General features: G+C 63.2%; 19 protein-coding genes. 6 read left to right on the top strand and 13 right to left on the bottom strand.

Annotated features, from left to right (window positions below):
• Nucleotides 1-66 precede the first annotated feature (66 nt).
• The 7 genes from AO716_RS00560 to AO716_RS00530 form a co-directional block, all read right to left on the bottom strand.
• Nucleotides 67-378, bottom strand: coding sequence for a PRC-barrel domain-containing protein (locus AO716_RS00560; RefSeq protein WP_055239025.1), 312 nt, complete (start codon nucleotides 376-378; stop codon nucleotides 67-69).
• A 100-nt stretch (nucleotides 379-478) separates the two neighbouring features.
• Nucleotides 479-1,702 (bottom strand): mechanosensitive ion channel family protein, encoded by a 1,224-nt coding sequence (locus AO716_RS00555; protein ID WP_055239704.1) that lies wholly within the window; start codon nucleotides 1,700-1,702, stop codon nucleotides 479-481.
• A gap of 128 nt (nucleotides 1,703-1,830) precedes the next feature.
• Nucleotides 1,831-2,877: an iron-siderophore ABC transporter substrate-binding protein gene (locus tag AO716_RS00550; RefSeq protein WP_055239024.1), complete on the bottom strand. Its 1,047-nt coding sequence runs from the start codon at nucleotides 2,875-2,877 to the stop codon at nucleotides 1,831-1,833.
• A gap of 105 nt (nucleotides 2,878-2,982) precedes the next feature.
• Entirely contained in the window at nucleotides 2,983-4,212 is a 1,230-nt protein-coding gene (locus AO716_RS00545; protein WP_055239023.1) for an NAD(P)/FAD-dependent oxidoreductase, read from the bottom strand.
• A 2-nt stretch (nucleotides 4,213-4,214) separates the two neighbouring features.
• Nucleotides 4,215-4,559: a bifunctional 3-phenylpropionate/cinnamic acid dioxygenase ferredoxin subunit gene (locus tag AO716_RS00540; protein ID WP_055239022.1), complete on the bottom strand. Its 345-nt coding sequence runs from the start codon at nucleotides 4,557-4,559 to the stop codon at nucleotides 4,215-4,217.
• 47 nt (nucleotides 4,560-4,606) lie between these two features.
• On the bottom strand, nucleotides 4,607-5,050 hold the full coding sequence (locus tag AO716_RS00535; protein WP_055239021.1) for a MarR family transcriptional regulator: 444 nt from the start codon (nucleotides 5,048-5,050) through the stop codon (nucleotides 4,607-4,609).
• Between the two features lie 101 nt (nucleotides 5,051-5,151).
• A complete protein-coding gene (locus AO716_RS00530) occupies nucleotides 5,152-5,787 on the bottom strand; it encodes a TIGR03085 family metal-binding protein (RefSeq protein ID WP_055239020.1) in 636 nt (211 codons plus the stop codon).
• A gap of 175 nt (nucleotides 5,788-5,962) precedes the next feature.
• On the opposite strand from AO716_RS00530, the gene AO716_RS00525 reads away from it, so the two are divergent.
• Entirely contained in the window at nucleotides 5,963-7,942 is a 1,980-nt protein-coding gene (locus AO716_RS00525; RefSeq protein WP_082413216.1) for an acyl-CoA dehydrogenase family protein, read from the top strand.
• Nucleotides 7,943-7,990: 48 nt separating this feature from the next.
• Here the strand turns inward: AO716_RS00525 and fmdA are convergent, their stop codons facing one another.
• Nucleotides 7,991-9,247, bottom strand: a complete 1,257-nt coding sequence (gene fmdA, locus AO716_RS00520; RefSeq protein WP_055239702.1) for a formamidase — start codon at nucleotides 9,245-9,247, stop codon at nucleotides 7,991-7,993.
• A 32-nt stretch (nucleotides 9,248-9,279) separates the two neighbouring features.
• A complete protein-coding gene (locus tag AO716_RS00515; protein WP_055239019.1) occupies nucleotides 9,280-9,570 on the bottom strand; it encodes an FmdB family zinc ribbon protein in 291 nt (96 codons plus the stop codon).
• A gap of 267 nt (nucleotides 9,571-9,837) precedes the next feature.
• Between AO716_RS00515 and AO716_RS00510 the strand changes: the two genes are divergently transcribed.
• Nucleotides 9,838-10,623, top strand: a complete 786-nt coding sequence (locus tag AO716_RS00510) for an SDR family oxidoreductase (RefSeq protein WP_055239018.1) — start codon at nucleotides 9,838-9,840, stop codon at nucleotides 10,621-10,623.
• Between the two features lie 3 nt (nucleotides 10,624-10,626).
• Here the strand turns inward: AO716_RS00510 and AO716_RS00505 are convergent, their stop codons facing one another.
• Nucleotides 10,627-11,745 carry an Lrp/AsnC family transcriptional regulator gene (locus AO716_RS00505; RefSeq protein ID WP_055239017.1) on the bottom strand — a complete coding sequence of 373 codons (1,119 nt, stop codon included), beginning with the start codon at nucleotides 11,743-11,745 and terminating at the stop codon, nucleotides 10,627-10,629.
• Between the two features lie 59 nt (nucleotides 11,746-11,804).
• Here AO716_RS00505 and AO716_RS00500 point away from each other — a divergent pair, with 59 nt between their 5' ends.
• The 3 genes from AO716_RS00500 to AO716_RS00490 all read left to right on the top strand — a co-directional run bounded on the left by AO716_RS00500 (nucleotide 11,805) and on the right by AO716_RS00490 (nucleotide 16,130).
• Nucleotides 11,805-13,136: an MFS transporter gene (locus tag AO716_RS00500; RefSeq protein ID WP_055239016.1), complete on the top strand. Its 1,332-nt coding sequence runs from the start codon at nucleotides 11,805-11,807 to the stop codon at nucleotides 13,134-13,136.
• Complete coding sequence (locus AO716_RS00495) at nucleotides 13,133-14,674, top strand: M81 family metallopeptidase (protein ID WP_055239015.1); 1,542 nt, start codon at nucleotides 13,133-13,135, stop codon at nucleotides 14,672-14,674. The genes AO716_RS00500 and AO716_RS00495 overlap by 4 nt, the downstream gene beginning before the upstream one ends.
• A 61-nt stretch (nucleotides 14,675-14,735) precedes the next feature.
• The gene (locus AO716_RS00490; RefSeq protein WP_055239014.1) at nucleotides 14,736-16,130 is read left to right on the top strand and encodes a D-serine ammonia-lyase; all 1,395 of its coding nucleotides are present in this window, start codon (nucleotides 14,736-14,738) and stop codon (nucleotides 16,128-16,130) included.
• Between the two features lie 10 nt (nucleotides 16,131-16,140).
• Here AO716_RS00490 and AO716_RS00485 read toward each other — a convergent pair whose 3' ends face one another.
• The 3 genes from AO716_RS00485 to AO716_RS00480 form a co-directional block, all read right to left on the bottom strand.
• The gene (locus AO716_RS00485; RefSeq protein ID WP_055239013.1) at nucleotides 16,141-17,178 is read right to left on the bottom strand and encodes an NAD(P)-dependent alcohol dehydrogenase; all 1,038 of its coding nucleotides are present in this window, start codon (nucleotides 17,176-17,178) and stop codon (nucleotides 16,141-16,143) included.
• Nucleotides 17,179-17,332: 154 nt separating this feature from the next.
• Entirely contained in the window at nucleotides 17,333-17,434 is a 102-nt protein-coding gene (locus AO716_RS17870) for an MFS transporter small subunit (RefSeq protein ID WP_195840660.1), read from the bottom strand.
• Nucleotides 17,431-18,888, bottom strand: a complete 1,458-nt coding sequence (locus tag AO716_RS00480; RefSeq protein WP_055239012.1) for an OFA family MFS transporter — start codon at nucleotides 18,886-18,888, stop codon at nucleotides 17,431-17,433. Before AO716_RS00480 ends, AO716_RS17870 begins: the two co-directional genes overlap by 4 nt.
• Before the next feature lie 369 nt (nucleotides 18,889-19,257).
• On the opposite strand from AO716_RS00480, the gene AO716_RS00475 reads away from it, so the two are divergent.
• Complete coding sequence (locus AO716_RS00475) at nucleotides 19,258-21,063, top strand: hypothetical protein (RefSeq protein WP_055239011.1); 1,806 nt, start codon at nucleotides 19,258-19,260, stop codon at nucleotides 21,061-21,063.
• Nucleotides 21,064-21,091 lie beyond the last annotated feature (28 nt).

Below are 21,091 nucleotides of genomic sequence, written 5' to 3'. Positions count from 1 at the left end.
GCTGGTCGAGTCCGGGTTACCCATCGTATTGCTAAGCAGGCTTATGTCCAAGCAGCCCCGCCGTTCTCACCAGGCCTTGTAGTAGTCCTCCAGCTGCGCTTCTTCGTCCGGAGTCAAAGCGCCGCCGTGGTCCATGTCCGGGGAGTCCTCAATGGCCTTCCGGGAATAGTTCACGTAGAGGTCGTCGTCATCCCGCCTCGAACCCGTCAGGGGTACAAAGTACTGGCGGCCCTCGAAAAGGCCAAGGGCCACCGTGACCCATGCGGGCTGTCCGGTGGCCCGGTCGAGGTGGACATTTCCTACCAGGCCGAGCCGTTCGCCGTCTTTTGCCCAAACATTCGAACCCTGCAGTTCATGGATCACGTACTGGTCAACCATTCGATTGGCTCCTTTTCAGTTCTCTGTCCGCACCGTCCGGGACCGGGCGCCTGCGCCGTGGGTATCATTCCAGCCTGCCCGACCCCCGGGTTGTCAACAGCTAGCGGTCCACGTTCTCATCCCGGTCCTCCCATGCGTCGTTCCCGGGACCGGCAAAAGCACGGTTGCGCTGCACCGCGTCGATGCTGCCGGTGAACAGCTGCGAGGTGCTGGTATCCTCTGGATCGCCGCCTGCCGGGCGCCGCACCGTTTCACGGCTCCGGGGGCGGACTGCCGCATAGGACTCGCCCAGGCGCTCGAACCGCTGGCGCGGCAGCGCCTTGGGGTGGTTCTCCTGCAGGAAGGAGACCATGGACTCACGGACCAGGCAGCGCAGGTCGAAGAGAGTTCCCGAGTCCGGCGCGGAGACCAGGATGCGCACACGGATCAGCCCCTGGATTGCATCAGTCACCTGCAGGACACCCGTGCGCCCGTCCCAGAGATCGGTGTCAGCCAGGATTCGCTTCAGTTCCGTGCGCAGCTCTCCAACCGGGGTTTCCCAGTCCAGGTCCAGTTCAACGGTGCCCAGGATGGCGGACTGTTTGCGGGTCCAGTTCTCGAACGGCGTGGACGTGAAGTAGGTGGAGGGCAGGATCAACCGCCGGTCATCCCAGATGTGCACCACCACGTAGGTCATGGTGATTTCCTCGATGGTGCCCCACTGCCCCTCCACCACCACAACGTCGTCGACGCGGATCGCATCGGTGAACGCGAGCTGGAGGCCGGCGAAGACGTTGCCCAGCGTGCTCTGCACGGCAAGGCCGGCAACAATTGAAAGCAGGCCGGCGGAGGCAAGCAGGCCGGCGCCGAGCGCACGGACTTCATCAATGGTCAGCAGGACGCACGCCACGGCGACGGTGATGACCAGGGCAACGGCAACCCGGCGGCCCAGGATTACCTGGGTTTTGAGACGGCGCAGCCGGCGGTTGTCTTTGGTGTCGGTGCTGTACTTGGTCAGGATGACCGCTTCAACGATCAGCAGGGCCACGACGGCGAGCCATCCGATCGCGGCAATCAGGCCAATGACCAGGATGTAGTCCACCGTCTCGTGCCAGGGCTCCCCGCGCACTGTAGCGCCGAGGGCGATGCGGGTCCCAATAAGGGCCAGCACCAGCCGTAAAGGGTTCCGTCCGAGGGCGGTCACATCGCGGATGTGCGGGACCTTTCGGAAGATCCGGGTGGCAGAGCCCCGCACGATCCTGGCTGCGATGAGCGCTGCGGCCACGGCGATGGCCACCGCGATCAGCGGACGAAGCGGGTCTATTGCGTCAAGGAATTCCTGCATGGTGCCGATAATGGCAAACCTCCCCGGGGGTGTGTCCAATTCTGTGATGTTCGTCGGCATCGTGGCCGGTTAACGGAGAAGTGCCCCTCCGGCAGGCCGGGAGGGGCACTTCTCAGGGGTCAGCAGGCTTACTTGACCTGCGCCGCGGCCTCGCCCAGCATGGGGACGAAGTTGTCCAGGGCGTAAGGAATGCTCAGCACGTTGGCTGCTGAAATCGACAGTGTCAGGGTGTTGTCCGAGTCGGCTACAAGCCCGCCGTTCTTGACGGCCGGGATCTGGCTCAGCAGCGGATCCGCAGTGATTGCGTCCTTGGCGGCGTCGTCCGCAACCCAGCTCACGAACAGGTCGGCTTCGAGTTCGTTCGCACGTTCCGGCGACCAGGTCAGGTAGAACGCGTCATCGGGTGCGTTCTCATCAACGATCGGCGCCTGGACCATTCCCAGTTCCTTCAGGAACTTCGGCCGGTTGTCGCCGGAGGTGTAGATGGAGATCTGGTCAGCTCCGGCAGTGGTGTCCAGGTTGCCGTAGATGAAGCTGGTCCCGGCAAGTTCGGGATACTCTGCAGCCTTGTCGGCGATGGCCTTTTCGGTATCCTCAACCAGCTGGGCTGCTTCGTCGCTCTTGCCCAGGGCCTCGCCAATCATCGTGGCGGAGTCCTGCCAGGAGGTGTAGTACGGCGTTTCCGGGTAGGCGACAACCGGCGCGATGGCGCTCAGCTTGTCGTATTCCTCTTCGGTAATACCGGAGTAGGCCGCCAGGATGACGTCCGGAGTTGTCGCCGCGATTTCATCGAAGTTGATGCCGTCGGTTTCGGCGTACTGCACGGGGGCGTTTTCCGAGCCGATGGGTGCACCCAGTTCTTCAAGTGCGTCGTCGATCCACGGCGTCGTGCCGTTTTCGTTGCCGCCCCACTCATAAAGCGGCATACCAACCGGAACAACGCCGAGCGCGAGGGCCGTGTCCGTGTTCACCCAGGAAACGGTGGCAACGCGCTCGGGGGCGGACTCGATGGTGGTTTCGCCGAAGGCATGCTCGATGGTGACGGGGAATTGGTCGCTGGAGCCGGCTGCACTGGAGGTGCCCGCATCCGAGGACGATCCCGTGGAGCAGGCAGAGAGGGACAGCACGGCGACGGCGGCGACGGCCGCGAGGCTGCGCATGCGGGACAGGGCCATGTTTTGGGCTCCTTGATAGTGCAATGTGGACTGGGAGGCCGGAGGTTTTTACCGGCAAGGTAAGGCTAACCTATGGAAGCCCGAATTACGCAAAACTGATGTGCGCTAATCAGTTTTCGAGGGTCGTGCGCGGAGCAGACGGCGCAGATCGGCATCCGGGTTTGAAAGATCGGCAGCCTCCACGGGCTTGCCCAGCGTGATCAGCCGGCGGGCTGCACGCAGTGAATTACCGGCGTTGATGCCGGCAGCTCCGGCCAGGGTACCGTCCGGCTTCTGGCGGAAGACCATGTATCCCGGACCCGGGCTGCCGCGTTCCACGGTTGTTCCGGATGCTGACATATTGCCAACAGCTTCCGCGTGCATCCCGTAGCGGTCCGTCCAAAACCACGGCACGGCGTCCTCCGGCGGCTCTTCACCGAGAATGCCGGCCGCGGCAGCCTGTCCGGAGCGGACCGCCGCATCCCAGTGTTCGGTGCGCCGCTGAAGTCCTCCGTTGCTGCTCCGCCGGACGGCATCACCCGCTGCAAACACCCGGGGATGGCTGGTGCGCCCGGCGGCGTCAACCAGCACACCATCATCGACACCGAGGCCGGCCGCAGCAGCCAGCGTTGTGTCCGGGACCATTCCTACCGCTGCAAGCACTGTGTCCGCCGGCAGGGCAGACCCGTCTTCCATTAGGACAGACAGTGCCCCGTTTGCGCGCACCACGTCGATGGGCAGTCCGGTTAGGGTTCGGACGCCCGCGGTTTCGTGCAGGGAGTGCAGGTAGGCAGCGAGTTCCGGGCCCACTGCGGGAACCAGCGGCACCGGGACAGGATCAATGAGCACGACGGCGGTGCCCAGCGAGGCAGCACTCGAGGCCACTTCGGCGCCAATGAGTCCGGCACCGATGATGACCAGCTGTTTATCCGGGCCGAGCCGCGAACGCAGCAGGTCCGCGTCTGAGCGGCTGCGAAGAGTGTGGAGCAGGTCGGAACCGGTAAACGGGAGAGTCCTGGCGACCCCGCCGGTGGCCAGCAGCAACACATCGGCCCGCAGTTCGCCTCCGCCTGCCAGCGTCACGGACCCGTTGTCCGGGTCCAGCTTGACGGCAGTGCCCGGTACGACCTCCACTGCGTTGGACCCGTACCAGCCAGGTTCGGCGAGCGCCGGAAAAGCCAGCCCTCCGGTCAAATAGTCCTTGCTCAGCGGCGGCCGGTCATAGGGCATGCCGGCTGGATCCAGAAGCTGGATTGCGCCCTGGTATCCACGCCTTCGGAGTTCAGCCGCGGCGCTGAATCCTGCGGGTCCGGCACCGATAACAACAACGGAGCGGGGCAGGGAGCCGCTGGGCATACCTAGGATCCTGCGGGGGCATCGCCCGGATAGAGGATGACGTCGCCGTCGACCACCTCAACGCGGTGTGCCACCGCGTTCACCGTGGCGGGCAGGCAAAGCGCCGCTCCGGTCTTCAGGCAGAAGCGCGCCGAGTGAACGGGGCACTCCACTTCCCCGTCTTCGATCCACCCTTCAGCCAGCGAGGCCTCTTCATGGGTGCATGTGTCATTCAGGGCGTAGAAGTTGCCGTCGTCGCTGTGGAATACCGCGATGTCATCAGCTGTCCCCGCGGTGGTGGAATCCACGGTGACTGCTTCGCCTTCGTCAATTTCATCTGCCGCAGCTACGCGGATGCCTTCACTCATGCTCCCCACGTTACCGCCCGCAGCAGACTGTCCCGGAAACCAGACTCCTAGGCACCCGCGGTCCCGGCTGTCCCGTACTGGCGGTTTCCCTCAAGTTCGGAAATGAGGGAAATCAGCTCCCTGCGCAGTGCCGGCCGCAGTTCAGCCGTAAGGCTCTGGTCTTCCAGGCGGATCGCCTGGTCCAGGGCTTCGCGGCCGTACTCGGAAATATGCACTGCGCGTTTGGGCGCTTCAGCTCCTTCACCCACTTCGTTGACCAGGCCCTGCGCCCGCATGCTTACCAGCGTGGTCCCCAGCGTCTGTGCTGTGACCCTCAGCCGGCGGGCAAGCTCCGCGCGCCGCATCGGACCAAAGTCCCGCAGTACCTTCAAAGCCGTGACCCGCTCCTGCGTCAGGCCCATCGCCCGCAGCCGGTTGTCCATTTCCCGGCGCAGCATCCTCGCTGCCGTGGAGAGCAGCCGGATGGCTTCCCAATCCCCCTCGTTCTGCATACCTTGGTTCCCCCTGAGATAGCTGTGGCTGGTGTTCCAATTCCTCAGTGTACTTACTATCCAAACCGCAGTTGGGGGGTGCCTGTCAAGCAGGGTCCGGCTTAGCGCCCGGCGAAGGATTCGAATTGCTCCAGTGAATCGGGCTCTCCGGACAGATCAATGCGGGCGGCTGAGCGCCGGCCCATGGCGTGGAGCGCCAGCTCCGTCACGTCTCCCCGAATGGTCACCGGACGGTCACCCCTCCGAACGCGTGCCTGTTCGCCGCTGGGCAGCTCCAGCAGGACACCGACCGGGCTGCGACGGTAACCCACACGGGCCATAAGGGGCAGGCGCCGCCGTATCTCAGCGAGCTCTCCCGGAGGAAGCTGCCGGGGTGCAGGCTCTCCGGCTCCGCGCCGGACGTCCTCATGATGGACAACGAACTCAAGCAGGTTGGCGGCGTCACCGCTGAAGCGCATGACGGAGAATCCGCGCCCGCCTGCGGCAAACCGGTCCACCAGGCGGCGGTATCCCTGTTCCGTCGCAGCCTCGGCCACCAGGGGGTTCAGGCTTGTTTCCTGGCCCGGCCGGTCCCGGCGGATTGCGTCTCCAGCCATCTTCCACGGCTGTTCCTCACGCACAATCAGGTGTGCGAGCAGCCGTGCCACAGTCCAGCCTGCACAAAGCGTGGGTGCCGACGGATCAGTGCCGTGCAGAGTCCGGACCATCGCCTGACGTTCAGTTTCCATCCATGCCATGCCCGGTACCTTACATGCTCGCAGCCCGGGCTCTGCCAGGGGTGCCGGACGGGATTAGCTACTGTCCGGTACCTGTTCTTCAGCTACCCCTTTACCCGCCAGTAGGAACGCGTAGCATGGCTGGCACAGCCAGCGGAGGCTGCATGGGGAGCGGCCCTGACCTAGGGGAAAACACATGAGTTCCACTAATCTGCAGGATGCCCAAAACACCGGCGAAGACGATTCGGTCCGGCGGCTCCGGGAACGGAAAGTCAGTGAAAAAGACGCCCGAGAGGTCGCCGAGGCGTCCCGAATAACCGATGAACAGCGGCCCAGCTTCGCCAAGGGAATCTATCTTGGGGACTTCGATCTCTCACTGATCCGCCCTCATCCGGCGCCCGCACCCGAAGAGGTGGCCCGCTCCGAAAAGTTCCTGGCGGATTTGACCGCATACTGCTCGACCATGGACGGGCAGCTGATCGAGCGGACCGGGGTGATCCCCGACGAGTATCTGGCCGGCCTGGCCGAACTCGGAGTCTTTGGCATCAAGATTCCGCAGGAGTACGGCGGGCTCGGCCTGTCGCTGCTCTACTACGGCAGGGCACTGATGGTTCTCGGGACGGTGCACCCCAGCCTGGGAGCCCTGGTTTCCGCCGACCTCTCGATCGGGGTGCCGGAACCGGTGAAGGTCTTCGGCACAGAGGAACAGCGCCGTGAGTACCTCCCCCGCTGCGCCGCCGGCGCCATCACTGCCTTCCTGCTTACGGAGCCCGACGTCGGTTCAGACCCCGCGCGTATGCGCACCACCGCTGTCCCTTCTGAAGACGGCAGCGAGTACGTGCTGGACGGGGTAAAGCTGTGGACCACCAACGGCGTGATTGCTGAGCTGGTGGTGGTGATGGCAGCGGTTCCGCCGCACGACGGACAAAAAGGCGGGATCAGCGCCTTCATCGTTGAAATGGACTCACCCGGGATCAGCGTGGAGAACCGTAACAACTTCATGGGCCTGCGCGGCATTGAAAACGGTGTCACCCGCCTGCAGGGCGTCCGGGTTCCGGCTGCGAACCGGGTGGGCCGCGAGGGCCAGGGACTGAAAATTGCCCTGACCACGCTGAACACGGGACGGCTGTCCATTCCCGCAATGTGCGCAGCCGGCGCAAAGTGGTCCCTGAAGATTGCCCGCGGCTGGTCCGGAGCACGGGAGCAGTGGGGCCGTCCGATCGGCCGCCATGAAGCTGTGGGCAAGAAGCTCGCCTTTATTGCCGCTACGGCTTTCGCGCTTGAATCAGTCTTCGAGCTGTCTGCGGAAATGGCAGACGCCGGCACCAAGGACATCCGCATTGAGGCGGCGCTGGCGAAGCTGTGGGCCAGCGAAATGGCCTACAACATTGCCGATGAACTTGTCCAGGTCCGGGGCGGCCGCGGCTTTGAGACAGCGGCTTCCCTGGCTGCCCGCGGGGAACGTGCCGTCGCTGCCGAACAGCAGCTGCGGGACCTGCGCATCAACCGGGTCTTTGAGGGGTCCACAGAGATCATGCACCTGCTGATTGCCCGCGAGGCAGTGGATGCGCATCTGAAGGCAGCTGGAGACCTGGCCGTGGCTGACGCTCCGATGGCCAGCAAGGTGAGGGCCGGCGCGAAGGCGAGCGGCTTCTACGGCAAGTGGCTCCCAACTCTCGCTTTCGGCCAGGGCAACGTCCCGACGTCGTACGCCGAGTTTGGTCCGCTGGCCAAGCACCTGCGCTACGCGGAGCGTGCCTCCCGGAAATTGGCACGCTCAACCTTCTACGGGATGGCCCGCTGGCAGGCCGGACTGGAACAGCACCAGGCCTTCCTGGGCAGAATCGTGGATATTGGCGCCGAGCTCTTTGCCATGTCGGCATCCTGCATGAAGGCCGAGACTATCCGGCGGAGGGATCCGGCGGAGGGCGCATCAGCCTACGAACTGGCCAACGCCTTCTGCGCCCAGTCGAAGGTCCGGGTGGATGCACTGTTCACCGAGCTGTGGAACAACTCCGATGCGGTAGACCACAAGGTGTCGAAGAAGGTCCTGGACGGCCGGTACACCTGGCTGGAGAAGGGGGTGCTGGACCAGTCCGAGGGGACCGGGCCGTGGATTTCCACGACAGCGTCTGACGGAGAACCCAAGGAGAACCTCCACCGCAAGTACCGCTGACGAGCAGGGGCTGCCTACCCCGGAACTGTTCCCGGGGCAGGCAACCCGTCAGCTGTTCGAGGCGCGCGGAGCTCCGATACCGGGATCGATCTGGAACGGCCCCGTTGCCGACGGCCGTACATCGAAGTCGAAGATCGACGTCGGAATGTAGACCGTGGAGCAGGAGTTCGGGATGTCAACCACTCCGGAGAGCCGGCCCTCGATCGGCGCAGCACCGAGCAGCAGGTAGGCCTGCTCCGGGCTGTACCCAAACTTGGTCAGGTAATCGATCGCGTGCAGGCATGCCCGCTGGTAGGAGAGGTGGGAGTCAAGGTAGCGCTGCTCGCCGTCGAGCGTCACTGACGTCCCGGAGAATGCGATCCACTCGCTGAACTGCGGTTCCACGTTGCCGGGCATGAAGATGGCGTTCTCCTGCACGCCGTAGGTGTCCATGCCGCCCTTGATGATGTCCACGCGCAGGTCGATGAAGCCGCCCATCTCGATGGCGCCGCAGAACGTGATCTCACCGTCGCCCTGGGAGAAGTGGAGGTCCCCCACCGAGAGGTTGGCGCCGTCCACGAAGACCGGGTAGAAGATCCGGGAACCCTTGGAGAGGTTCTTGATGTCCTGGTTGCCGCCGTTCTCCCTCGGAGGCGCGGTGCGGGCAGCCTCGCCGCCCACACGGGCCCAATCGTCCCTGGGCAGGCCGCCGAGCACTGCATGTTCGGCTTCCGGTGGAAGCGCCAGCGGCGGCACCCGGTGCGGATCGGTGGCGATGAGGTCACCTTCACGCTTGTTCCATTTCGCCAGCAATGCCGCCGACGGCGCGGTGCCCATTAAGCCGGGATGAATGAGACCGGTGAAGGAAACGCCCGGGACGTGGCGCGACGTCGCTGTCTGGCCGTTGAAGTCCCAGATTGCTTTGTAGGCGTCCGGGAACTGGTCCGTGAGGAAGCCGCCGCCGTTCTCCTTCGCGAAGATCCCGGTGTACCCCCACCCCTGTCCCGCCAGCGGACCGGAGTCTTCCTGCGGAATCGGCCCCACGTCCAGGATGTCCACCACCAGCAGGTCTCCGGGCTTCGCCCCATCAACGGCGAAGGGGCCACTGAGTTTGTGCACTGTCAGGAGCGGGGCGTTGAGGATGTCTTCGGCGGAATCGTCGTTGACAATGGCACCGTCGAACCATTCACGGCAGTCAACGCGAAAGGATTCTCCGGGTTTTACGGTTGCTACCGGAGGAATTTCGGGATGCCATCGATTGTGGCCAAGCTTTTCCTGGTCTTCGAATTTCCTGGCTGAATCGAGTGGAAACAGGTTTTTTGGCACCATTCCTCCTTGGGGAAACTGGATCACGCTTTTTAGTCGGGGCGGGGAAGTTTCTGGTGGAGCGGATTCCGGGTGATTCCCGTGCCGGAAGACCTGCGCCCCGTACCGGGCGAGGATACGACGGCAGGTTCGGACGCAGTGCGCGCCGTACTTTCGATGAGTCTGTAGGCGCTGGAGGAGGACCGGGACAGGTTGGGCGCCGTGAACCGCCGCCGCGCCGGAGCCCCGCATCCGGGGCAGGGCACTGCCTCCCGGACCTGACCCATGGGCGCCTGGATTTCGAAGTCAGCGCAGTCCTTGCACCGGTAGGCGTAAAGCGGCATTAGTCACCTTTCCGGGACTCGGTTTCCTGACCTGCAAACCCACAATCTGGGATATTCGACAGACCAGAAAAGGTGTACCAAACGGCACCAAGGTGGCATCTAAAACCGTTGGGCCGCGATTGTTCAATACCCTAATGAAAGTTCTCGATAAAGGTCAATGGTTCCTTTTTCCCTGCACGGCCAACTTGCGGGGAACTGCCTTGACACCCGCACGCCTCCAGCGCAGACTCGGGCCGTCCGGCCAGGATGGAAATCGAAGGGACGCCCATGAGCACCTACCCGGCACCCGCAGCGGCCGGTCCGCACCGCCTTGCCGGAAGGACCGCCGTCATCACTGCCGCCAGCCGCGGCATTGGACTGGCAACCGCGCACCGTTTCGTAGCTGAGGGGGCGCGGGTACTGATCACGGGCCGGGATCAGGCGGCGCTGCAGGAGGCCGCCGCGGGTTTTCCGGAGGGCACGGTTGTTGCCGTGTCCGGCAACGCCGCGGACCCTCTGCACCAGCGTTCGGTGCTTGACGCGGCAGCTGAGGCGTTCGGTGCGCTGGACGTCCTGGTGAACTGCGCAGGCACCAACCCCGTTTATGGTCCGTTGCTGGACCTGGATCTGGATGCCGCACGCAAGATCCTCGAGACGAATGTGCTCACTGCCCTTGCCTGGGTGCAGGCTGCCTGCAGGCATCCCGGTGCGGGTTTCCTCCGGGGCGGGGCATCAGTGATCAACATGTCTTCCGTCAGCGCACGCACCGCGGCCAAGGGCATCGCGTTCTACGGGATCAGCAAAGCCGCGCTCGAGCAGCTGACCCGGTCCCTCGCCGTCGAGCTGGCACCTGCAGTCCGCGTCAATGCCCTGGCCCCTGCCGTGGTGAAAACCCGTTTCTCTCAGGCCCTGTATGAAGGACGCGAGGAGAAGGCAGCCGCCGCCTATCCGCTTGGGCGGCTGGGCGCGCCGGAGGACGTCGCGGCGGGCGCAGCGTTCCTGGCATCGAACGACGCCGCGTGGGTCACCGGGCAGGTGCTGACACTCGACGGCGGACTGCTGGCCGGTGGATAAACCCTAAATCGACTGTTCAGTGCCGTCTTCGGCCACGCCCATGGGGCGCATAGTGCGAATCCATGGGTCCACCGGCACGACTCCCACGGATCGGCCTGCCGAGTCCAGCATGCGCCCGTAGATTTTGGTCATCCTGGTTACTACCCTTCGATCTAGCACCTCTGCAGAAGGATGATCCTGCGAAAGTTCTCCCAAGACGCGTTCAGCATCAGCCAGATCATGCAGTCCGACCACCAGGATGATGTTCGCTGTGCCGATTACTGACGCACAAAACCGCGTTTCCCGCCGTCGTCCCAGCAGGCGAGCTGTGCCTTCGGCCTCTAGTGGAGGCGCCTTCATCAAGACCAGCATCCCCAAGGGCAGGTCGAAGGCTGGTCGAGCGACGTCGCACCGGAACACGACCTGGTTTCGTGCTTCGAGCTCTGCCAGTCGCCGACGAACAGTTCCGGCAGCTCGCCCCAGACTCCGTCCCAGTTCCGCGGGCGACTGTCTGCCGTCCACACCCAGCTGTAGGAACAGCTGCCGGTCACTAATTGATATGGGGGAGACCGATTCCGGGTGCCTTGAATGGTGTTCTTCCTGCAGCTGTTTCTCATTTGAGACAGACAGGATGCCCTGGCGCCAGTCCACGCCGCCCGTCATCTGCCTGAAAAGGCTGATCCTCATCTGTGCGGTGTCCAGCAGCTCCGGGAGCCCGCCATGGACACAACGCAGAACATCGCCAAGAACAGTGGCGATCGTAATGCAGAACAGGTTGTAGTCGCCTGTCGTCTGCCCGACTGTGATCACATCAGGATGCCTACCCAGCGACATCATCAGCCGCTCTAGATGTTTCGCGTTGCAGCGCACCTCAATGAAGGCTCCCTGCGAGGTCGACGGATGCAGAGCAACACAGGCCCACGCCAGCCCTCGTTCCTCGAGGCTTCTCCAGCGGCGCGCGACGGTCACTTCAGACACACCCAAAGCGCGGGCAACCATCGCCCAGCTGGCCCTCGGATTGATCTGCAGCGCGTCTACGATCTCTAAATCCGTTGCGTGGACTTCGAGCGTTGTCATCGTTACCTCGATTATTTTGGGTACCTTTTCCAACAGTTTTAGCTCGAATAGGTAAGAATCCTTCATTTTCTCGATCGGCTTCTTCAGGATCCTAGACTGTGCAGCACCCTTACACAGGAGGCAATATGCCAGTCACACGCCAGGGACGCCTCGACGGTAGCCAGTCCGCCATCACGGAGGAATCTGTCTACCGCAAGATCAACAGACGTCTGTTGCCGCTGCTTCTCCTCTGTTACACGTTCGCCTACCTGGACCGCGTAAACATTGGTTTCGCGAAGCTCCACATGCAGGAAGACATTCCGGCACTGACCGAAGTGGTTTTCGGAATCGGTGCGGGCTTGTTCTTCCTCGCCTACGCCTGCCTCGAAATCCCCAGCAACATGCTGATGCACAAGGTGGGCGCGCGCCGAACGATCACTCGCATCATGGTTTTGTGGGGCATCACGTCGGCATCCATGATGTTCGTCCGGGACGAAACAACGTTCTACGTTCTACGAATTCTGCTGGGAATCTTCGAGGCCGGGTTCGCGCCCGGAATCATCCTCTACCTGACCTATTGGTTCCCAGCCCGGCGCATGGCCGCCGTTATGGGTATCTACATGCTGGCTGGCCCGATCGGGTCCATTCTTGGCTCTGGTGTCTCCGCGGCAATTATTGCGGCTATGGACAACATTGGCGGATTAGCCGGCTGGCAGTGGATGTTCCTCATCCAGGGCCTCCCATGCGTGCTGCTGGGATACCTTTTCTGGAAGAGGGTGTCGGACCGGCCGGAGCAGGCCGGATGGTTGAACGAGGCAGAGAAAGCGCTCGTTGCCAAAGCCATCGGCCAGACGACCGCCGGACAAAGCACGCACCGGTTCATCGACGCGCTAAAAGAGCCAAGCGTCTATGTCATGGCGGTGGCCTATTTCGGCATCATGTGCGGGATTTATGCCGTTAGCTTCTGGCTTCCCACCATCTTGCAGGACAACGGCGTAGAAGGAACACTTTCCATCGGTCTGCTGACAGCGGTTCCGTACGCACTGACCATACCGACGATGATCATCCTATCGCGCAGTTCAGATCGTCTTCAGGAACGCAAATGGCACGCGGTAGTCCCGGCCCTCATTGCTGCCGGCGGGCTAACTGTTGCCGCTTTCACCGCCACCAACTTCATGGTCTCCTTCATTGCCCTGTGTATCGCCGTATGCGCTGTCTGGGCCGCGTACACAGTTTTCTGGGCTGTCCCCAGCCAGCACTTCGGTGGTACAGCCGCTGCAGGGGGGATCGCCTTCATCAACACGATTGGAATCCTTGGCGGCTTCGTCGCCCCTACCCTCATGGGATTCGTGCGGGAGGCCACCGGGAGCACCCAGGGAGGCCTGCTAACCATGGTTGGCCTTCTCGTTCTGTCAGCCGTCACCCTGCTGCTTTTGCCGGCAGCGCTCCGCCAGAGAAAACTGGAGGTCAGCCAATGACTCGAGTACTAATCGCAGGATTCCTGCACGAGACCAACACCTTCGCTCCAACTCCGGCGCGCTGGGAGAACTTCCGTAACGGCGAAGGGTTTCCCGGAATGCACCTCGGCAATGACGTGCTGAATCTCACTTCGGTCAACATACCGCTCGGCGGGTTTGTCTTGGCAGCGGATCCCGCTTGGGAGATGCTGCCCGTGGTCTGGTGTGCTGCTTCCCCATCGGGGCCTGTCGAATCGTCCACCTTTGAACGCATCACCGGCATGATTGAGGACGCGTGCGCCCAGGAAACACCCGATGCTGTCTACCTCGATCTCCATGGGGCGATGGTCTCCGAGGACTATCCGGACGGCGACGGTGAGATCCTGCGTAGGGTACGGAGCGTGGTCGGCGCCGACACTCCGATCGTTGTCAGCTTGGACCTCCATGCCAATGTGAGTGACCTAATGCTGGAAACGGCGAATGCCATGGTGGCCTACCGGACCTACCCACACGTCGACATGGCTGAGACGGGCCGCTCTGCGGCGGCACTGCTCCGCCGGATGCTCGCCGGAGAGGACATGACGATGCGTGCGGAGCGCATCAATTTCCTCATCCCGACGATATCTGGAAGCACCCTTGAGGGGCCGGCACGATTTGTGTACGAGCTGCTGGATTCCCCGGACCACGGTGCTGTCTTGTCCATCGCCATGGCTTTTCCTGCTGCCGACGTCGAGGAGTGCCAGCCCTGTGTCTTCGGGTACGGCGTAGATGAAGGTCAGCTATCCCAGGCCGTTGATGGCATTGCGGCGGCCATTCACAACCTTGAACCCGAGTTCCGTTTGAAAGCGCTCCCGGCTGATCAGGCGCTGGACGAGGCGGTTCGGGCCATCGCAGACGGGCAGACGCCGGTCGTTATCGCAGACACGCAGGATAATCCCGGAGCTGGCGGGGATGCTACGACGACCGGATTACTGCGGCAACTGGTCCAGCGGAACATAGCTTCCAGCGCCTTGGCGGCAATGTGGTCTCCGGAGATTGTCCAAGCGGCCATCGCGGCCGGGCGGGGAGAAACCGTGACTGCCTCGTTTGCCGGGTCTGAAGTGGACGGCGACAGCCCGTTTGGTGAGATCTTTCATGTCGAGGAAATCACGGATGGAAAAATTCATTTTGACGGCCCCATGATGAACGGCAACGAGTTGTCTGTGGGACCTTCAGTCCTCCTGCGGCGCGGCAATGTCCGGATCGTCGTCAACAGCCACAAGGCACAGATAATGGACCGCAATCAGTTTCGCGCGGCAGGGGTATCACCGGAAAAGCAGCAGCTCCTCGTGGTGAAGAGTTCCGTCCATTTCCGTGCCGATTTTGCCGGGATGGGTGGCAAGATCATTGTTGCGCTTGCCCCCGGCCCGTTCCCCGCAGACCCTGCCATCCTGCCATGGCGCAATCTACGGCCGGGCCTTCGGCTTGGCCCCCTAGGTCCAGCCTTCACCCCGATGGAATCATCTGGTCAAATCGACGGACCAGAACGCGTGAACGAGCGAAGGCGCAGTTCTGCGTGAAATGTCGCGTGACGTTGAAGCTCGCACGCGAGCCCATCCATCCGAGGAAGCTGGAGAAACAATGACCGTGAAGCTGCTGCCTGTCTTTCAGCAACTCCTGAACGATCCCGTCGTGGCTGCTCTAGCGCAGGGCGGAGAAACCGCTTGGTTCCGTGGCCAGCCGATACCGGTGGCCGACGGAATCGAGCGTTCCGGGATCTCCCCGGCCACCGTCGCCGACGCTCGCGCCCGCTTCCAGCGTTTCGCACCATGGTTTGCGGACCGTTTTCCGGATACCCGTCCTGCGTACGGCGTTATCGAGTCGCCATTGGTCGGAGCGCCATCAACGCAGCGCGCTCTTAGCTCACTGCTCGGGAGGGACCTTCCGGGGCGACTTTGGATCAAGCGCGATGACATCCTTCCCGTGAGTGGTTCGATCAAGGCCCGTGGGGGCATCCATGAAGTGCTTCAACTCGCCGAGCAGCTCGTCGCTGGCTCATTCCCGTTGGACCGAGACGGATATGCCCAGGTGTTCACCTCATCGGGTGTGCGGAAAACACTGGGAGCACAGGGGATAACTGTTGCCTCCACGGGCAACCTGGGGCTGTCCATTGGTATTGTCGCCTCGGAACTAGGGTTCCGCACCACAGTGCACATGTCCCTGGATGCACGCGAGTGGAAGAAGGAACTCCTCCGAAGCCGCGGAGTGGATGTCATCGAGCACGACGCAGATTTCTCGACCGCTCTGATTGAGGCGCGTGAAACCACCGCGAGCTCACCTAACACGCACTTTATTGATGACGAGGACTCTCTGGGGTTGTTCGCCGGCTACGCGGTAGCGGGGGCGCGTCTCGCGGGCCAGCTGGCTGCCCTTGAGGTGCCCGTCGACGCGAACCATCCGCTGTTCGTGCACTTGCCATGTGGCGTCGGAGGAGGGCCGGGTGGGGTAACGTTCGGGCTGAAGCTCGCCTTCGGAGACGCCGTCCATTGCGTCTTTTCCGAACCGACGCGGTCACCCTCCATGTCGCTGGGCGTCAGGTCCGGGCTGCACGACCAAATCTGCGTGGAAGACATCGGCCTCGACGGCCGCACAGCAGCTGACGGACTGGCCGTCGGCAGGCCCTCTCGTCTGGTGGGACAGCGCATGCAGGACTTGGTGGACGGGTACGTGACGGTCAGCGACGAACGTATGAAATCGCTTGTCAGCCTCCTGCAGGACGCCGAGGACATATCGCTGGAACCCTCGGCCACAGCCGGTTTCACCAACCCCTGGCGGATTCTTTCGGACGACGCCTACCTTGCAGCGTTCGGCTTGGACGAGGACTGCTTGGCCGCGGCAAACCACATCGTATGGACAACGGGAGGAGGAATGGTTCCCACTGCTGAAATGAACCGCTATATGGAGGAGGGTCGGAACATCCTCCTCCACACCGACGGCGCCGACGCCGAAGTGACAGACTCGGCTGAAATCAAGTGAGCTCCTCCGGCTAGGGGACGACGACGGCCCGGCCCAGCAGCTGGTTGTTCTTCAGCTTCTCGTAGGCAGCCGGTGCGTCATCGAGTGAAAAGACTTCGGTGTGCACGTTGATGTGCCCGCCCCGGGCAAGGTCGAGGACCTCGAACAGCTCGGTGCGCGATCCCCAGTAGGGCGAGCGCACTGACACATCCCACGCCGCACCCGACACCAGCCCCATCTTCAGGGTGCCTGCTCCGGCACCAAGCAGCACATGGTCGCCCTGGTGGCGAACCATTGCCTGGCCCAGGTCAAGGGTGGCCTGGTTGGCTACGAAGTCGAAGACGGCGTCGACGCCCAGGCCGTTGGTGAGGTCGCTGATCATGGTCGCGGCGCCGGCCTCGGACGGGAAGGTGTACTGGGCACCGACGTCACTGGCCAGGTTCAGCTTTGCCTCGTCAATGTCCAGCGCCACGACCGTGGCGCTGGTGAGCGCACGCAGGATCTGGATGGCCACGTGCCCCAGACCTCCCACCCCTATGACGACGGCGGTGGCACCGGAGTGCAGCTTCTCCAGGGAGCCCTTGATGCCGTGATACGGCGTCAGGCCCGCATCTGTCAGGGAAACGTTCTTCACCGGGTCCAGATCCCCAAGAGGGAGCAGATGCCGGGCACTGTCAACAATCATGTATTCCGCCATGGAACCGGGTGCCCCCAACCCGGGAGGGGCAATGCCGAACTTGGCCGCGTTCCGGCAGTAGTTTTCCCGTCCGGAGGAGCACTCGTAGCAGAGCCCGCAGCCCCACGGACCGTAGACGGCCATCGACTGGCCTTCTTCGATGTACTTCACGCCTTCGCCGATTTTGTCCACAATGCCGGCGCCTTCGTGGCCCAGCGTCAGCGGCAGTCCGTAGACGTACTCGCCTTCGGGCAGGGACATGATGTATTCATCCGAATGGCAGACGCCCGCGGCAGTAACCTTGAGCCGCACCTGTCCCGGTCCGGGCTCCGGGGTATCGATTTCGACGACTTCCGGGGCTGCACCAATGCTGCGGTATTGAAGGGCCTTCATGGCATGCTCCTGTCTCCGCACCGGCAGATCCCGCCCGCACGGGTGGATGGATTTGCCCCTTAATCCTTGCATTGATCAGCTCAATACACAGCCCCGCAGGCCGAGTACCGGGCTGCGGGGCTGTGGACTGGAGCAGGTATGCCGGGAAACGCGCTCAGCCGAAGAGTGCCGCCGCCTTCGTCAGGGTCTGGAAGACACCGTAGGCCAGTGGAATTCCCACCAGCAGCCAGCTAAAAGTCAGTTTCACGTTGCTCATCGGGTGCCTTCCTCAAGGGTTGAATCGAGGTCCTTCTCTGCTGTTGCGTCCGCTGCTGTTGCGTCCGCTGCTTCAGCCGTTCGCCCCGGTGCCGGTGTCTTGGCCGGTTCGTGGTGCTTCTCAGCCACGGGCTTGATCAGCAGGTTGGCAATGAACCCGACGATCAGCAGGCCAACCATGGTCAGCAGTGCAGGCTGGTATGCCTGTGCAGTCAGCTCCCCGGGGGTGCCCTGTGCGTCCAGGAATGAATTGACGATCAGCGGGCCGGCGATGCCCGCAGCGGACCATGCCGTGAGCAGGCGGCCGTGGATGGCACCGACCTGGAACGTTCCGAAGAGGTCCCGCAGATACGCCGGAACCGTGGCGAATCCTCCTCCGTAGAAGGAGAGGATGATGAACGCCAGGAGCACGTAGAGGATGGTCGACGATGATCCGAACAGGGCCAGCAGCACGTAGCACGCAGCTCCGGCACCGAGGTAGATCATGTAGATCCGTTTGCGGCCGATCACGTCAGAGGTGGCAGACCAGACGAACCGGCCTCCCATGTTGCCGATCGAAAGCAGCCCCACGAAGCCGCCCGCGACTGCGGCGGTAACCAGGGAGGCGCCGTCGGGCTGGCGGAAGAAGTCCTGGATCATGGGCGCTGCCTGTTCCAGGATGCCGATCCCGGCCGTCACGTTGCAGAAGAGCACAATCCAGACAAGCCAGAACTGGCGGGTCTTGATGGCGTTCGACGCCGAGACGTTGGCTGTGGTTACCAGCGGCTTTTTGGCCACCGTGGCGGGATCGAACCCCTTGGGCTTCCAGTCGTCTGCGGGGACGCGGATGGTCCATGCCCCGTAGAGCATATAGACCAGGTAAACGATGCCGAGGGTCACAAAGAGCTTTCCGACGGCATCGCCGCTGGCAACCCAGCCGTCGGTTCCGGAATCCGGGTCGTAGAAGGCCAGGAGAGCAGAGGACAGCGGACTTGCGATCAGCGCACCGCCGCCAAATCCCATGATTGCCATGCCGGTGGCAAGGCCTGGACGGTCGGGGAACCATTTGATCAGGGTGGAGACCGGAGAGATGTAGCCGATGCCCAGGCCAATACCGCCAAGGAACCCATAGCCGATGTAGACCAGCCAGAGCTGCCCGGTGAAGATGCCCAGGGCGCCGACCATAAACCCGCCGGACCAGAACAGCGCCGACACGAACATGGCTTTGCGCGGCCCGTTCCGGTCCACCCAGGTTCCCATCACTGCTGCCGAGAGACCGAGCATCACGATCGCGACGGAGAAAATGACGCCAATCTGGGTGAGGCTTGCGTCGAAGTACTGGACCAGTGCCGTTTTGTAGACGCTCGTGGCGTAGGCCTGGCCGATGCAGAGGTGCACTGCCAAAGCGGCTGGAGGAATAAGCCAGCGGTTGAATCCGGGTGGTGCAATGATGCGTTCTCGGTCCAGCCAGCTCATTTAAGACTCCTGTGTCTCCCAGCGGTTTTGGCCGGCCGGTGCCGCCAGCGCGGCACCGGCCTGTGCGCCCAGCCTCGTCGATTACCGGGCCTCATGGGGTGCCGACACGCCGTGATCAGCTGGGTCACATGTCTGGACCAGCCGCAACCTACCGGCGGGTAACTAATTTTGAAAAACCCTTGCTTTGTTACCGCTCAGTAAGTTAGATGTAACCGACATCACATTCCTACTGCTCAGTAACCCCGATTCATTACACGGTATGACACCCGGAAAAGCTGCGCAGTGCACCACGAAGGCGGAGCCCACAGGCGTACTCCCGCAGTCCACGCGGTCCACGGGACCGCAGTTGAATCAGAAAAGGGATATTCAATGACGAGTTCCACGACCGGCCGGTCCACTACCCGGCCGCTCAGCATTCTGACCGGCCTGTTGGCCTTGTTCCTGGTCTTGCTGCTGGCCTTCTTTGTTCTCTTCACAAGCCAGGTGGCCAGCGGTGCCACGCAGCTTTCTGAAGGTGCCCAGCGGGCATCCGCCGGAGCGGGCGACCTGAAGGAAGGCGCTGCAGCCGCAAAGGAAGGCGCAGACAAGGTCGCCGCGGGCACTGAAAAGGTTGACGACGGTGCACAGACTCTCGCCGAAGGCATCGGCACGGCCAAGACCGGAGCCAAGTCGCTCAATGAAGGAGCGGTCACCCTGAACGACGGCGCTGCTGCCGCCTCCGAGGGTGCCAACAAGCTCGCAACCGGTGCAACGAATGCCTACACAGGAGCTTCGACGCTGACCGACGGAGCCTTCTCCGCTTCAGACGGTGCCAACAAGCTGGCGAACGGTGCGACCGGTGCCCGTGAAGGTGCCTCCACCCTGGCCAACGGTGCTGCATCCGCCTCAGATGGGGCGAACCAGCTGGCTGCCGGCACCACTAGCGCCCGTGAAGGCTCGGAGCAGATCGCTGGAGGAACCGGCCAGCTAGTTGCCGGCGCCGAGAAGCTCACGGCGGGCGCGCGGCAGCTGGAGTCGGAGATGCAGCCGCTGGTCGACGGTTCTGCAGCTCTGGCTGCTGGAGCCTCGGAAGCGGCCGCAGGGATTGAGCAACTGGCTGCAGGGGGATCTCGTGTGTCAGGTGGAGTCCAGGCGGTCTGGGACGGCATAAATGTCCCCCAGGATGGTCAGGCGTCCAGTGTCGCAGCGCAGATTGCCGCCGACTATGCAGCCGGTGCCGAGATGGGAGCTCCGGGAAGGCCAGGGGGTGCGCTTCGACTCGAGGCGGCAGCAGATCGTCTGGAACCGTATGAGCCGTTGCTTGTCCCGGCCGGCAGCGCGGATGATCTGCGGCTTGCGGCTGCCAAGCTGCAAGGACTAATGGAGCTGGTAATCGGTATCAACCAAGGCCTTAACGAGAAGGAACTCCTCGCAGGCTCCCAACAGCTTGCGGGAGGCTTGGCGCAACTCCATGTAAAGGCCCCCGAGCTGGCAGCGGGCGCCGATGCGATCGCAGCGGGCGCACCCAAGCTGCAGGCTGGCGCAGGACTACTTGCGGACGGCGGTGCTGAGCTAACTACCGGCGCGAAGACCCTGCAGGCCGGAGCTCGAACCCTCAAGACGGGCCTTGTAACCCTCGAAGGCGGCGCCCAGTCTCTTTCCGACGGCAACGCCCAGCTTGCGGCCGGTGCAGGATCCCTGAACAGCGGCCTGGGAACCCTTGAGAACGGCGCGTACGCCCTCTCCGAGGGCAACGCGAAGCTCGCCAACGGTGCAGGCACGCTCACCAGCGGCCTGGGCACGCTCGAAACCGGCGCCTACTCGCTGTCCGAGGGCAACGCCAAACTGGCCGACGGCTCGGGCCGCCTGCTCTCCGGTTCGGATTCCCTGAACGAAGGCATGGGCAAGCTCGACGACGGCGCCAAGACGCTCAAGGAAGGCACCACCACGCTGAAGACCGGCGCAGCCGACCTGGCCGAGGGCAACGGCAAACTGGCCGACGGCACGGTCACGCTGGCCGACGGCAACGGGGAAATCTCCACCGGTGCAGACACCATGATGGAGCGCACCTCCGCCATGACTCCGGGAGAGCTGCTTCGCTCCCCCGCCATCCTGGCGATCCTGATCCCGGTGGCTCTGCTGCTTATCCCGCTGGCCCTGCTGCTTGCAGGCCGCAGCCGCCGCTCGCAGCACTAGGAGCGGCGCGCCGATAAGCGCACCACCG

It is taken from the genome of Arthrobacter sp. Edens01 (assembly GCF_001307035.1).
Lineage (GTDB): Bacteria > Actinomycetota > Actinomycetes > Actinomycetales > Micrococcaceae > Arthrobacter_B.
The sequence above is the reverse complement of the archived record's forward strand: the minus strand, read 5'-3'. Positions and strand labels throughout refer to the sequence as shown.

Coding starts and splice junctions, on each gene's coding strand:
- AO716_RS00560 (WP_055239025.1), bottom strand. CDS start 378: ATGGTTGACCAGTACGTGATCCATGAACTGCAGGGTTCGAATGTTTGG.
- AO716_RS00500 (WP_055239016.1), top strand. CDS start 11,805: ATGCCAGTCACACGCCAGGGACGCCTCGACGGTAGCCAGTCCGCCATC.
- AO716_RS00545 (WP_055239023.1), bottom strand. CDS start 4,212: ATGCCCAGCGGCTCCCTGCCCCGCTCCGTTGTTGTTATCGGTGCCGGA.
- AO716_RS00555 (WP_055239704.1), bottom strand. CDS start 1,702: ATGCAGGAATTCCTTGACGCAATAGACCCGCTTCGTCCGCTGATCGCG.
- AO716_RS00485 (WP_055239013.1), bottom strand. CDS start 17,178: ATGAAGGCCCTTCAATACCGCAGCATTGGTGCAGCCCCGGAAGTCGTC.
- AO716_RS00510 (WP_055239018.1), top strand. CDS start 9,838: ATGAGCACCTACCCGGCACCCGCAGCGGCCGGTCCGCACCGCCTTGCC.
- AO716_RS00535 (WP_055239021.1), bottom strand. CDS start 5,050: ATGCAGAACGAGGGGGATTGGGAAGCCATCCGGCTGCTCTCCACGGCA.
- AO716_RS00490 (WP_055239014.1), top strand. CDS start 14,736: ATGACCGTGAAGCTGCTGCCTGTCTTTCAGCAACTCCTGAACGATCCC.
- AO716_RS00530 (WP_055239020.1), bottom strand. CDS start 5,787: ATGGCATGGATGGAAACTGAACGTCAGGCGATGGTCCGGACTCTGCAC.
- AO716_RS00480 (WP_055239012.1), bottom strand. CDS start 18,888: ATGAGCTGGCTGGACCGAGAACGCATCATTGCACCACCCGGATTCAAC.
- AO716_RS00495 (WP_055239015.1), top strand. CDS start 13,133: ATGACTCGAGTACTAATCGCAGGATTCCTGCACGAGACCAACACCTTC.
- AO716_RS00525 (WP_082413216.1), top strand. CDS start 5,963: ATGAGTTCCACTAATCTGCAGGATGCCCAAAACACCGGCGAAGACGAT.
- AO716_RS00550 (WP_055239024.1), bottom strand. CDS start 2,877: ATGGCCCTGTCCCGCATGCGCAGCCTCGCGGCCGTCGCCGCCGTCGCC.
- AO716_RS17870 (WP_195840660.1), bottom strand. CDS start 17,434: ATGAGCAACGTGAAACTGACTTTTAGCTGGCTGCTGGTGGGAATTCCA.
- AO716_RS00515 (WP_055239019.1), bottom strand. CDS start 9,570: ATGCCGCTTTACGCCTACCGGTGCAAGGACTGCGCTGACTTCGAAATC.
- AO716_RS00540 (WP_055239022.1), bottom strand. CDS start 4,559: ATGAGTGAAGGCATCCGCGTAGCTGCGGCAGATGAAATTGACGAAGGC.
- AO716_RS00475 (WP_055239011.1), top strand. CDS start 19,258: ATGACGAGTTCCACGACCGGCCGGTCCACTACCCGGCCGCTCAGCATT.
- AO716_RS00505 (WP_055239017.1), bottom strand. CDS start 11,745: ATGAAGGATTCTTACCTATTCGAGCTAAAACTGTTGGAAAAGGTACCC.